The 12,831-nt window shown below is 39.9% G+C and carries 9 protein-coding genes and 1 riboswitch; of the genes, 2 read left to right on the top strand and 7 right to left on the bottom strand.

Annotated elements, in window-relative coordinates; genetic code table 11:
• Positions 1-384: 384 nt before the first annotated feature.
• The 6 genes from lpdA to BQ5341_RS04900 all read right to left on the bottom strand — a co-directional run bounded on the left by lpdA (position 385) and on the right by BQ5341_RS04900 (position 10,332).
• The gene (gene lpdA, locus BQ5341_RS04925) at positions 385-1,791 is read right to left on the bottom strand and encodes a dihydrolipoyl dehydrogenase (RefSeq protein ID WP_071130932.1); all 1,407 of its coding nucleotides are present in this window, start codon (positions 1,789-1,791) and stop codon (positions 385-387) included.
• A 7-nt stretch (positions 1,792-1,798) separates the two neighbouring features.
• On the bottom strand, positions 1,799-3,466 hold the full coding sequence (locus BQ5341_RS10770) for a dihydrolipoyllysine-residue acetyltransferase (protein ID WP_071130931.1): 1,668 nt from the start codon (positions 3,464-3,466) through the stop codon (positions 1,799-1,801).
• Between the two features lie 29 nt (positions 3,467-3,495).
• Positions 3,496-4,473: an alpha-ketoacid dehydrogenase subunit beta gene (locus tag BQ5341_RS04915; RefSeq protein WP_071130930.1), complete on the bottom strand. Its 978-nt coding sequence runs from the start codon at positions 4,471-4,473 to the stop codon at positions 3,496-3,498.
• A 2-nt stretch (positions 4,474-4,475) separates the two neighbouring features.
• Positions 4,476-5,588, bottom strand: coding sequence for a pyruvate dehydrogenase (acetyl-transferring) E1 component subunit alpha (gene pdhA, locus BQ5341_RS04910; RefSeq protein ID WP_071130929.1), 1,113 nt, complete (start codon positions 5,586-5,588; stop codon positions 4,476-4,478).
• 444 nt (positions 5,589-6,032) lie between these two features.
• Positions 6,033-8,618 (bottom strand): magnesium-translocating P-type ATPase, encoded by a 2,586-nt coding sequence (gene mgtA, locus BQ5341_RS04905; RefSeq protein WP_106396176.1) that lies wholly within the window; start codon positions 8,616-8,618, stop codon positions 6,033-6,035.
• A 160-nt stretch (positions 8,619-8,778) separates the two neighbouring features.
• A riboswitch (M-box (ykoK) riboswitch) is annotated at positions 8,779-8,939 on the bottom strand.
• A 43-nt stretch (positions 8,940-8,982) separates the two neighbouring features.
• Entirely contained in the window at positions 8,983-10,332 is a 1,350-nt protein-coding gene (locus tag BQ5341_RS04900; RefSeq protein ID WP_083378611.1) for an aminotransferase-like domain-containing protein, read from the bottom strand.
• 105 nt (positions 10,333-10,437) lie between these two features.
• Here BQ5341_RS04900 and thiD point away from each other — a divergent pair, with 105 nt between their 5' ends.
• Both thiD and BQ5341_RS04890 read left to right on the top strand, forming a co-directional pair.
• Positions 10,438-11,271 (top strand): bifunctional hydroxymethylpyrimidine kinase/phosphomethylpyrimidine kinase, encoded by an 834-nt coding sequence (gene thiD / locus BQ5341_RS04895; RefSeq protein WP_071130927.1) that lies wholly within the window; start codon positions 10,438-10,440, stop codon positions 11,269-11,271.
• Positions 11,261-11,824 carry an ECF transporter S component gene (locus tag BQ5341_RS04890; protein WP_071130926.1) on the top strand — a complete coding sequence of 188 codons (564 nt, stop codon included), beginning with the start codon at positions 11,261-11,263 and terminating at the stop codon, positions 11,822-11,824. The genes thiD and BQ5341_RS04890 overlap by 11 nt, the downstream gene beginning before the upstream one ends.
• Before the next feature lie 25 nt (positions 11,825-11,849).
• On the opposite strand, the gene guaC is transcribed toward BQ5341_RS04890, so the two are convergent.
• Positions 11,850-12,827, bottom strand: coding sequence for a GMP reductase (gene guaC / locus BQ5341_RS04885; RefSeq protein WP_071130925.1), 978 nt, complete (start codon positions 12,825-12,827; stop codon positions 11,850-11,852).
• Between the last annotated feature and the right edge of the window lie 4 nt (positions 12,828-12,831).

The following is a 12,831-nucleotide window of genomic DNA, read 5'->3' as shown; positions in this document are numbered from 1 at the left end:
AACCGGCTTTTCGACAACCTTAATGGACGGTGTCTCTGGCAGAGGGTCTAGGAAAAAAGATAATTCTTTCGGCGAATGTACCATTCGCTCTTAGAATTCCTATTTTTCTACGTCCCTAACCGTGCCTTCGACAACCTTAATGGACGGTGTGTTTTGAACAATGGCTAGGAAAATAGACGTAATGCCTTCTGCCTGCTTTGCAGTCATACACCATTACCCTAATTTTCTACGCCATTAACCGTTCAAAACACAACCTTTTTTTAGCGGTGTGAAAATTGCTGTGACTAGGAGAATAGATAAAATTTTTAAAAATCCAAAATCGAGATTTTCAAAAAATTTTCCTAATTCTCTACGTCACATACCGCTATTTTCACAACCTTTTTCTTAAATATGGATTGGTAATCCTAGTGCTAATTCAGCGGTATCCATGACGATTTCACCTAGAGATGGATGTGGGTGAATAGTTAACGCGATGTCTTCAGCGTTCATGCCAGATTCAATAGCTAGAGATAATTCTGACACAATATCTGAAGCGCCGACGCCGGCGATTTGGCAACCGATAACGACATTGTCATCTTTAGTTGTTACCAAACGGAAGAAACCTTCTGTTGCGTTCAATGATAATGCCCGACCGTTACCGGCAAATGGGAATTTCGATTGTTTAGCATCGATACCAGCAGCTTTTGCATCAGCAATAGTCATCCCAACAGAAGCCAATTCTGGATCAGTAAAGGCTACAGCAGGCATTGCTTTGTAATCTACTTCGGCAGCTTTGCCAGAAATAGCTTCAGCGGCAATTTTACCTTCGTAAGAAGCTTTGTGAGCTAATGCAGCTCCAGGAACAATATCGCCAATTGCGAAAATATTTTTCACATTGGTCCGACCTTGTTTGTCCACAGGAATTAAGCCACGTTCGCCAACAGTAACACCAGCTTGTTCAAGACCTAAATCATTAGTGTTAGGACGACGACCAACTGTTACCATAACGTAATCGGCAGTAATTTCTTGCATTTTACCTTCGACTTCGTATTTCACAGTTACGGAATCGCCATTGTCAATTGCTTCTTTAGCCATGGCTTTTGTAACAATCGTCATGCCTTTTTTCTTGAAGCTATCTTCAACAACTTTCACCATATCTTTTTCATAAGTTGGTAAGATTTGTGGTGAACCTTCCAAAATTGTTACTTCTGAACCAAGGTTAGCATATGCGCCACCAAGTTCAGTACCGATAACACCGCCACCGATAATAACGAATTTCTTAGGAACTTCTGGTAATCCTAAACCACCAGTGGAATCTAGAACCCGGGGACCAAATGGAAATCCTTTGATTTCGATTGGACGAGAACCAGTAGCCACGATCGCATTATTAAAGGAATATGTTTGAGCAGATTCTGGATGCATCACGCGCAAATTATGATCATCGACGAAAAATGCTTCTCCACGTAAAATTTCAACCTTGTGTTTTTTCAAAAGCATTTCAACACCAGAAGTCAATTTATGAACAACTTTATTTTCTTTCCAGTCTTGAGTTTGTTTGAAGTCTAAAGTTACATCTTTCGTTGAAACACCAAAGATTTTAGAATCTAAAGCTTCTTGATAACGATGTCCAGCAGAAATCAAAGCTTTAGAAGGAATACAGCCGATGTTTAAACAAACACCACCAATAAATTCCCGTTCAATAATGGCAACTTTTTGACCCATTTCAGCAGCGCGGATGGCGGCTACATAGCCACCAGGTCCGGCACCAACTACAACTGTATCTAATTCAATGGCAAAATCTCCTACAACCATTTTTTTATCATCCTTCCATCATTAATAATTCAGGGTCAGCTAACAAACGTTTTACATTGTTCATTGCTTTTTGGGCAGTAGCGCCGTCAACGATTCGATGGTCAAAACTTAGAGAAAGTTTCAAGACCCGACCGACAGCTAATTCGCCTTCGCTATTGACAATAGGTTGTTGAGCAATTGTTCCAACACCTAAGATGGCAACTTCTGGATAGTTAATTACCGGTGTAAAGAATCCACCACCAACTGATCCGATATTAGAAATAGTAATGGTACCATTACGCATATCGTCAGCAGCTAATTTTCCATCATGAGCAGCAGCGGCTTTTGTATTAATTTCATCGGCGATAGCAAACAAACCTTTTGTTTCAGCATCTTTAACGTTAGGAACATACAAACCATGATCTGTATCAGTAGCAATGCCGATATTAAAGTAATGTTTATAGACGATTTCATTTGTTGAATCATCAATTGAAGCATTTAAAACTGGGAATTTTTTGGCAGTTAAAGTCAAAGCTTTAACAACGTAAGGCAAGAAAGTTAATTTCGTGCCATTATCAGCTGCTAATTGTTTGAATTTCTTGCGGTGATCCCATAATTTAGTTACTTCTACTTCATCAAATAATGTAACGTGTGGTGCAGTATGTTTTGAAGTCACCATCGCTTTGGCAATAGCTTTACGCGTTGGTGTTAATGGTTCGCGTGTTTCTTGATCAGATAAATTAGATTTAAAGGCTTTTGGTTTTTCTGCAGGAGCTGTAGCTTGTGCAGAAGCTGTTGCAGGTGCGCTTGCAGCTTGAACTGGAGCAGCACTTGTCGTTGTAGCTTTTGAACCACCAGCTAAGAAGCTTTCGATATCTTCTTTAGTTGTCCGACCGGATTTACCACTTGGAGCAACTAAAGTGATGTCAACGCCTTTTTCCCGGGCAAATTGACGAACTGAAGGCATTGCTAAAACGCGTTTATTAGGTTCATCTAAACCAGCTTTTGCTTCGACAACAGGAGCCGCAGCAGCAGTTGCAGCTACGTTTTGACCAGCAGCTTGGCTTGTTTGAGCTTCTACTTGAACAGGAGCGGCAGCACTTGTATTGTGTCCTGGTGCGTCGATTTCGACTAATACGTCACCAACATTAGCGACTGTACCTTCTTCAACGACGATTTTTTTAATTGTCCCAGTAACAGGGGATGGAATTTCTTCAACGGATTTATCATTTTGGACTTCTAATAAACTGTCGTCTTCTTTGATTGTGTCGCCTGCTTTAACGAACCATTTAACGATTTCGCCTTCAGCAATTCCTTCACCAATATCTGGTAATTTAAATTGATAAAAACCACCAGATACTTGAGGTGCAGCAGCAGCTGCTTGTGCAGGGGCCGCAACTTCACTTGGTGCTTCTTGAACTGGAGCAGCAGCGGCAGGTGCATCGTTGCCTTCAAATCCAGGAGCGTCGATTTCAATCAGGACATCCCCTACATTTGCAACGGTGCCTTCTGGAACTAAAATATTTTTAATCGTCCCAGTAACTGGGGACGGAATTTCTTCAACGGATTTATCATTTTGTACTTCTAATAAACTGTCATCTTCTTTGATAGTGTCGCCTACTTTAACGAACCATTTAACGATTTCGCCTTCAGCAATTCCTTCGCCGATGTCTGGCATTTTAAATTGAAAAGCCATTCAATATCCTTCCTTTCTTGGGTTACCCCTTAAAAACTCATGATTTCTTTTACTTTTTCTTCGATATCAGCTGCATTTGGTAACCAGATATTTTCGGCTTGACCAAATGGGAAAACTGTATCAGGTGCACTTACCCGACCAATTGGAGCTTGTAAGGATAAGACAGACCGTTCTGAAATTTCAGAAACCACTTGAGCACCCACGCCAGCTTGTTTTTGTGCTTCTTGCACGACAACAACGCGGCCTGTTTTTTCAACAGAAGCAATAATTGTTTCAATATCTAAAGGAGCTACTGTTCTAAGGTCGATGATTTCTGCATCAATACCTTCTTTTGCCAAGTTGTCGACAGCTTTTTTAGCTTCCCGCACCATAGCGCCATAAGTAATAATTGAAATATCTTTACCTTCTTTAGTAACAGCTGCTTTATCTAGAGGCACTTCATAAGCTTCATCCGGCACTTCCTCGCGGAAAGAACGATACAATTTCATATGTTCCAAGAAAACAACTGGATCATTTGAGCGAATAGAAGCAATTAATAAACCTTTAGCATCATATGGATTTGAAGGAATCACGACTCTGATACCAGGAGATTGGGCAATTAAACCTTCCAAGTTATCTGAGTGTAGTTCTGGTGTATGCACACCACCACCAAATGGAGCCCGCACGGTAATTGGTAAATTACGAGTGCCACCCATCCGGTAACGTGTCCGCGCCATTTGTCCTACAATTTCATCCATTACTTCAAAAACGAAGCCGAAAAATTGGATTTCTGGAACAGGACGGAATCCTTCAAGAGCTAAACCAAATGCTAATCCACCAATACCTGATTCAGCTAATGGTGTATCAAAAACCCGGTCTTCACCGAATTTTGCTTGTAATCCTTCTGTTGCCCGGAAAACACCGCCGTTTTTACCAACGTCTTCTCCGAAAACCAAAACATTTTCATCATTTTGAATTTCAAGCGCTAAGGCGTCTGTGATCGCCTGAATCATTGTTTTTTGTGCCATGATTATTTCGACTCCTTCGCTTCGTAGTAGGCAATTTGTTCTTTAATGTTTTGTGGTTGTACTTCAAACATATTTTTCAAGAAGTCAGATACTTTTTGTTTGCCAACTGTATCAGCTTCGGTAATTGCTTTTTTGATTTCTTCTTTCGTTGCTTCAATGACTTCTTCTTCTTTAGCTTCTGACCAAAGACCTTTTTCAGTCAAATAATTACGCATCCGAATCAATGGATCTTTTTGTTTCCATTCATCTTCTAAATCTTTTGTCCGGTAACGGGTTGGATCATCACCTGATAAAGTATGAGGACCATAACGGAAAGTAATTGTTTCAATTAAAACAGGACCATTACCAGCAATTGCCCATTCACGTGCAGCTTTCGTTACAGTGTAAACAGCTAAAGCGTCCATCCCGTCAACTTGAATACCAGGAATTCCAGCAGCAACAGCTTTTTGAGCCAATGTAACAGCAGCTGTTTGTTTATCACGAGGTGTAGAAATAGCAAATCCGTTATTTTGGACGATGAAAACACCATTTCCTTTATAAGCCCCTGTAAAGTTCAAAGCTTCATAGAAGTCCCCTTGGGAAGTACCGCCATCACCAGTATAAGTAACTACTACATTTTTCTTATTGTGTTTTTTAAGTCCTAAAGCAACTCCAGCAGCTTGAACATATTGCGCACCAATAATAATTTGTGGTGGCATTGCTTTTAAATCTGTTGGGTAATGGTTCCCGGCAACGTGACCGCGAGACCATAAGAATGCTTGACTCAATGGAAGACCGTGTTGTACTAATTGAGGCACATCACGATAACCTGGTAAAACATAATCTTCTTTTTCTAAAGCAAAATGACTTCCTAATTGACTTGCTTCTTGTCCGGCAGTTGGCGCATAAAATCCTAAGCGTCCTTGACGGTTTAAAGCCGTTGATCGTTGGTCTAAAATACGTGACCAAACCATTTGACTCATTAATTCTACTAATTCTTCATCACTTAAATCAGGGATTAGAGCTTCGTTCACTACTTTTCCGTCTTTGTCGATTGCTTGATAAAGCGGAAAGTCTGCGTTGATTGTTTCAAGAATTTTAGCAAAATCTAAGGCCTGTTTTTTCTTGTTTGCCATTTCGACACATTCCTCTCAGAAATAATTTTTGTTTAAACAGATGCAAAAACTGTATTACTATTTAAACACTACTTCTTAAAAGTATCATCTTTCTTTAGAACAGGCAAGCAAAAAAGCTCACTTTTTTAAATCTTTTTTGTAATCGGCGAAGACTTGTCAAATAAAGGTTTGTGAAATGATTAACTGAACAATGAAACCTTTTCAGTTGCTAGTCGATAATTTTATAATACAGTCCGAGGAAAATCAAAATAGAACAGTTGGTATGTTAATACAGAAAAGTCGCTGTCCTTATTTTTAAAAAGGACCGCGACTCTTTCTAGCTCTAGGTTTTATATAATTTTTGTATAATTTATAGTGCGACAGAAAAATTTGGTGTGGCAATTTTTAAAATCAGGCAATTACGTGTAGCTATGAGCAAAGTCGAAGGTCGTGTGCCTTGTCGGCTTATAGCCATCCGCCCTCCATTTTGATATAAAGTCGTTTGGCCAATTCGGTAACGACTAAATAACTTAAAACAATTAGAAAATACCATGGCCAATAATTTGTTGGTAGCGAGGTAAAGTCAATAAATGTCCCTAGCGGTGTTAAAACAAGTATAAAGGCTAAGCCAATTGCGCCGACTGATCCTAATAAAACGGGTAAAGAAGCAATTGATTTTAAAAATGGTAATTTTTTTGTTCGGACAATATGAAAGACTAAAGTTTGGGTGGTGATACCAATCATAAACCAACCTGTTTGAAAAAGTGCCTGCTCTCCAACTGTATTGGCTGAAAAAACAAACCACATGACGGCAAAAGTCAGCAAATCAAAAATCGATGACACTGGTCCAATCGTTAAAGTAAATTTCACTAAGCCGGTGAGTTCCCATTTGACAGGTTTTGCTAGTTCTTCTTTGTCTACATGATCAAAAGGAATCAAAAGTTGTGACAAATCGTAAATTAAATTTTGGACGAGGAGTTGAATAGAAAGCATTGGTAAAAATGGTAGGAAAATGGCCGCTACTAAAATTGAAAAAACATTCCCGAAATTAGAACTAATGGTAATTTTAATATATTTCATCATATTAGAAAAAACTTTTCGACCTTCTAGCACTCCAGCCTCTAAGACGTCCAAACTTTTTTCTAGCAAAATAATATTACTAGCTTCTTTTGTAATATCGGCGGCCGTATCAACAGAAATACCTACATCCGCTTTCCGCAAAGCCGGCGCATCATTAATTCCATCGCCCATGTAACCCACAGTCGAACCATTTTTTTGCAAGACTTCAATCAGTTGGGATTTTTGCATAGGATTTAATTTGGCAAACAGATGATAATCTTTGACGGCCTGACTTAATTCTTCAGCGGTCATTTGATCGATATCTGCACCCGTCAAGGCGCGATCCACTGGAATGCCCACATCAAGACAAACTTTTTTAGCCACGATAGGATTGTCGCCTGTTAAAACTTTGACAGTTACTCCATGGCGTTGCAAATCACTTATGGCCGACTTTGCGCTTTTCTTAGCGGGATCCAAAAAGCCCACAAAGCCTACTAAAATCATCGCCGACTCGTCACTTGCGGAATAAGTTGGATTGGTGTGGACATTTTCTTTAATGGCCACGGCAATAACCCGCATCCCTTTTTCGTTCATTTGTTGATTGACGTTGGTCATTTGAGTTAAAAGTTCTGGGGTGATTGGTTGAATTTCCCCATTGACTTTGGCAAACCCAGTGACTTCCAGCATTTCTTCCACGGCGCCTTTAGTAATCATTAACTGATGTTGTTCATTTTCAATCACCACGGTGAGCCGGCGGCGGGAAAAATCAAAAGGAATTTCGTCGATTTTTTTAAAATTTTCTTCAGCAGGGGTCCGTTTTTTTTCGTCAAAATAATTAAGGACCGCTTTATCCATTAAATTTTTCCAACCAGTTTGAAAATGCGAATTTAAATAGGCATAATCGGCAACAGTTAAATCTGTCTTACCTAACGGGTCCACGTGTTCTACTAAAACTACGCGATCTTCCGTGATGGTCCCGGTTTTGTCGGTACATAAAACATCCATAGCGCCTAAATTTTGAATAGCGGCCAATTCTTTAACAATGACTTTTTCTTTAGCCATCGTTTGCGATCCTTTAGCTAAGTTACTAGTAACAATCATCGGCAACATTTCCGGTGTCAAACCTACCGCCACGGCAATAGCAAAGAAGAAAGCTTGCGACCAGTCTCCTTTAGTAAAGCCATTTAGTAAAAAGACAATTGGAAATAAAATGGCGACCATTTTTAATAACAGTTTGGAAACTTGATTGAGTCCCCGATCAAAATTCGTGTTGCCACGTTTTTCCATCGCTGATTTGGCCACATCGCCAAAGAAAGTGCGAGGCCCGGTTTTTAAAATAATTGCCTCGCCGATGCCGGATAAAACATCGCAACCCATAAAAACTAAATCTTGATAATCAAGGGCATTGGCTGGCGTTTCGTGGCTGACATTGGCTTCGACAAATTTTTCCACCGGCATCGACTCGCCAGTTAGTGAGCTTTGATTAACAAATAAATCTTTAGTAGAAATTAAAATGGCATCGGCGGGAATTAAGTCGCCAGTGGATAATTGGACAATGTCTCCGGGAACAATTTGCTCCATGGGAATTTCTTGAATTTTATTATCGCGTTTGACACTGGCGGTATTTTCGATTAATTCTTTTAAAGCTAAAGACGCTTTTTGCGATTTGAAAGCTTGCCAAAAACTAATGCCCACGGAAAGAAATACCATGACAATCATAACTGTGGCCGCTTCAAAATCTCCAGTTAAACTGGAAACGACTATTAATAGTAGTAAAACTAAAACAAACGGATCTTTAAAGCCAGATAAAAATAAAAGAATCGCTGGCGTTGGTTTTTGGGCTTGGACTTTATTTTCGCCAAATTCTTCCAGCCGTTTTTTGGCATCTTCACTAGTTAAACCGTTATTTGATGTCCGTAGTTCCATATATAATTCGCGTTTGGATAGTTGGGCGAGTTTTTGTAATTCTTGATCTTTGGTTACTTTTTTCATAATGGGCCTCCTTGGCGAAAGCCGCAAAGCTTCCGCAATTTTTGATTGGTCTATGTGCATTTGAGCTACTTGTCGTTTCCGGGTCGTCCATTGCGGTCACCTCTTTTTTATTTTTTAAGACAAAAAAACTTCCCTCAACGGTGAAGGAAGTTAAATGACAGTCTTTCACCGTTGAGCTTTAGCACTATACAGCTTAGAACAAGCGTTCAGCTACTTTATGTTGGACCTTGACGATCCGACCTGTTTTACACATTGGTGTCTCTCGACATTTCTGCGCAGTAGCCTATTTCTGTATAGGAGCCTCACCTAACGGGGTTATTTAATTTTGTTTGCATTACTAGTGTAGTGTTTAAAAATACGTTTGTCAAAAACAAGCTTGCAGTTTCTGGAAAAAGATTGGCGCAAGTTTTGCAGGAATCCGAGTGAAATTAATTCGCAAACTATTATTAGGTCCGGCAAATAAAAAACCGGGGGCGGCCATAATCCCTTGTTGACGCATTTTTTCTAGTAATTCCTCATTAATCTCAGCTGGCAAATCTGTTAGCCATAAATAAAAACCACCAGTGGGCTTTTGGGCTTGTCCTAGTCGACTTTCTTGTTGGGCTAGATATAACGCTTGGCCTCTTTGCTGGATTTTTTCTTGGAGTTGTCTTAACTGTTGGGGAAATTCGAGATGACTAAGAGCAACTGTGGCAAATACTTGCGGGAAAATACTTAAAGAAAAGTCTAACTGTTGGCGGGCAAAACTCAGTTGTTGGATAATTTTTTCAGGACCTAGTAGCCAGCCGATTTTAGTGGTCGTACCGAGAATTTTAGAAAGTGATCCTAAATGTAAAACATACTCTGGTGCTAACTCGTGTAGCGTGGGTAGCATTGGCGTTTCAGGGAAATAAAGTTTGGCAAAAGCATCGTCTTCTACTATTAATAGTTGTTGCTTTTTGGCAAAGGCAATTAATTCTCTGCGCGCTGTAACCGACATCGTGTAGCCGGTGGGATTTTGAAATGTCGGATTAATAAAGAGCATTTTCAGATGGTGACGTTGAATTTTTTCGGCAAAAACTTCGTAATCAATTTTTCCTTGATGAAAAGGAATGGCGACTTTTTGAATTTGAGCGGCGGTAAAAATCGGCAAGTTCCAAAAAAATGAAGGAGCCAGGACCGCGACTTTTTCTAAAGGTTTTAATAAAACTTGCAAAATCAAAAAAATCCCTTGCTGCGCTCCTGAAGTAATTAAAATTTCGTCAGCTTTCGTTTGATTATTTTCAGCCAGCAGTTGTCTTAAAGGTAAATAACCGCGTGCTTGGTGATCTTCGGCTTGTAAAAAATCTTGCCAGTTGAATTTTGGCAAAGGAATTCTAGGAATTAAATCTAGCGGCAATTCGCCGGTGTAGCCATCGATGGCATTTTCGGGTAATTTTTTGACTAAATTAGGCAGCAGTTGATGGAAAGAATTGGTGGGAAAATTGCGCCAGACCGGCAGTTGCGCTGAACTGGGGATTTTATTTAAATAGCTCCCGCTGCCAATTTTTCTAAGTAAAAAACCTTGCGCGGTTAATTCATCAAGGGCATGAGTAATTGTGGAACGGTTCACCTGATAATGTTGGGCTAACTTTCGCTCGGAACTCAGACGATCGCCGACCAAAATTTTGCCAGTTAATGCTTGTTGTAAAATATCTTCCATAATTTCTTGATATTTCGCTATTTTCTTAACCATGGGCTCTCCTTTATAACTTAATTGAAAAATTGGCTGAGGTAAAAATAAGCCAATTGGCTGTTTTTGTCAACTGATTATCTTGTATAATAAAGTGGAGGTGATTTGATGATTAAAAAAACATTGACCATTGCTGGCTCCGATGTCTCAGGCGGCGCCGGTTTAGAAGCGGATTTAAAAACATTTCAAGAATACGGAACATTTGGCCTAGCAGCGATTACTAGCTTTGTCACCATGGATCCAGAAACTTGGAATCATACAATTACACCAACCGATTCCTTTCTTTTAGAAAAACAATTAGCAACAATTTTTGCCATTGACGAAATTGCCGCAGCGAAAACCGGCATGCTTGGAACGACGGAAAATGCTGAAGTGGCGGCTTTTTATTTAAAAAAATTCAATCAACAAAATGTCGTGATTGATCCAGTTTTAGCTTGCAAAGGGCCCACTGAATTATTGCAACCGGAACTCGCACAAGTTATGATTGAAAAATTATTGCCGCAAGCACTAATTACTACTCCTAATTTAGTAGAAGCTGGTATTTTATCAGAACTCGGCGAACTTACCACTCTTGAACAAATGAAAGAAGCTGCTCGTAAAATTTATTTATTGGGACCAAAAAATGTGTTGATTAAAGGTGGCCATCGCTTAAACACGCCAGAAGCGACTGATCTTTTTCATGATGGCACTGATTTTGTAGTGCTCACGGGAGAAAAAATCGCAACGTCATATAATCATGGCGCCGGTTGTACAATGGCGGCAGCTATTTGTGCCGGCGTTGCTAAAGGAAAGACCCCACTTGAAGCAACCAGTTTAGCGAAAGATTTTGTCGCAGCAGCAATTTTAGATGGACAAAAAATCAATCGCTTCGTCGGTCACGTTTGGCATGGTGCTTATAATCAGGCCCAAAATCGGATGGAGAATAGTGAAAATGCAAAATAAAAAAACGTTGAAACTAGTCATGATAGCTCTTTTCACAGCTCTTACTTTCATCGCCACCCAATCGTTGCGCATCCCATTACCCAATGCGTTTGTTCACACGGGAAATGTTCTCGTTTTATTATCTGTCTTGCTTTTAGGCTATCCCGGTGGTGCTTTGGCTGGCGGAATGGGTCTGGCGATTTTTGATTTGATGAACGGATACGCCACTGAAGCTCCTTATTTTATTTTGGAAAGTTTAATTGTTGGCGGCGTTGCTTGGATTTTTTTCCACGGGATTTTTAAAGAAAAAGTGACCACTACTAAAGATTTGTGGAAAATTACCGTCACTGCTATTTTTACTGGTCTTGCTAAAATTTTTATGACGCAAGTAAAAAACATTGTCGTCTTTTTATTTGCTGGCGCTGATTTTCCAGTAGCTTTCACCTCGGCGACCACCAGATTGCCGGCAACTTTTATTAATGTGGCGGTCACCATTGTTTTAGTAACCATTTTATTTCTACCATTAGAAAAAATGCTCGCTCGTTATCAATTAAGAAAAATAAAAATCAGCTAACCTTAAAAAAGTTAGCTGATTTTTTTTAGTATTGATCGCCATTAAAGATACTATTTTTTACAATCACATAATCTACCGTGCGCAAGGCCGCCAAATCGCGACCGCCGGCATAAGAAATGCTGGACTGCAAATCTTGTTGCATTTCGTCTAACGTATCTTGCAATTTCCCTTTATACGGCACCCAGATTTTTTTCCCTTCGACATTTTTATGCTCGCCTTTTTGAAATTCCGAAGCTGAGCCAAAATATTCTTTGTAAAACACGCCATTTTCCACTTTCGTTTCGCCAGGAGATTCCTCATGTCCGGCAAAAAGTGAGCCAATCATCACCATAGTTGCGCCAAAACGAACGGATTTGGCAATATCGCCGTGGGTTCTGATACCACCATCTGCGATAATTGGTTTTTGAGCCGCTTTAGCACACCATCTTAAGGCCGCCAACTGCCAACCGCCAGTCCCAAAACCAGTTTTTAATTTAGTAATACAAACTTTCCCTGGGCCAATCCCAACTTTCGTGGCATCCGCTCCAGCATTTTCTAGTTCCCGCACGGCTTCTGGCGTCCCAACGTTACCAGCAATGACAAAAGTATCCGGAAGATTTTTTTTCAAATGGCCAATCATCTCGATAACAGAATTGGCATGACCATGAGCAATATCAATCGTCACAAACTCGGGAATTAATTTTTTTTCAGCTAAGTCTTCAACAAAAGTATATTCAGTCGGTTTGACGCCAACAGAAATGGAAGCAATCAGATTTTGGTCGTGCATATGTTTAATAAAATTTTCCCGTCGATCTTCATCAAAGCGATGCATTATATAAAAGTAGCCCGATTTGGCTAAATTTTCGGCAATTGTTTCATCAATGATTGTTTGCATATTCGCCGGCACCACTGGTAATTTAAAGGTGAATTTTCCCAGTTTCACTTGCGTATCGCACTCGCTGCGGGAATTGACGATGCATTTATTAGGAATCAGTTGCACATCTTCGTAATCAAAAACTTTCATCTGG

Source organism: Enterococcus timonensis, assembly GCF_900104595.1.
GTDB lineage: Bacteria > Bacillota > Bacilli > Lactobacillales > Enterococcaceae > Enterococcus_J > Enterococcus_J timonensis.
The sequence above is the reverse complement of the archived record's forward strand: the minus strand, read 5'-3'. Positions and strand labels throughout refer to the sequence as shown.

What these genes read in the sequence shown, in the direction of transcription:
- pdhA (WP_071130929.1), bottom strand. Translation starts at nt 5,588, where the DNA reads ATGGCAAACAAGAAAAAACAGGCCTTAGATTTTGCTAAAATTCTTGAA.
- mgtA (WP_106396176.1), bottom strand. Translation starts at nt 8,618, where the DNA reads ATGAAAAAAGTAACCAAAGATCAAGAATTACAAAAACTCGCCCAACTA.
- BQ5341_RS10770 (WP_071130931.1), bottom strand. Translation starts at nt 3,466, where the DNA reads ATGGCTTTTCAATTTAAAATGCCAGACATCGGCGAAGGAATTGCTGAA.
- thiD (WP_071130927.1), top strand. Translation starts at nt 10,438, where the DNA reads ATGATTAAAAAAACATTGACCATTGCTGGCTCCGATGTCTCAGGCGGC.
- lpdA (WP_071130932.1), bottom strand. Translation starts at nt 1,791, where the DNA reads ATGGTTGTAGGAGATTTTGCCATTGAATTAGATACAGTTGTAGTTGGT.
- BQ5341_RS04890 (WP_071130926.1), top strand. Translation starts at nt 11,261, where the DNA reads ATGCAAAATAAAAAAACGTTGAAACTAGTCATGATAGCTCTTTTCACA.
- guaC (WP_071130925.1), bottom strand. Translation starts at nt 12,827, where the DNA reads ATGAAAGTTTTTGATTACGAAGATGTGCAACTGATTCCTAATAAATGC.
- BQ5341_RS04900 (WP_083378611.1), bottom strand. Translation starts at nt 10,332, where the DNA reads ATGGTTAAGAAAATAGCGAAATATCAAGAAATTATGGAAGATATTTTA.
- BQ5341_RS04915 (WP_071130930.1), bottom strand. Translation starts at nt 4,473, where the DNA reads ATGGCACAAAAAACAATGATTCAGGCGATCACAGACGCCTTAGCGCTT.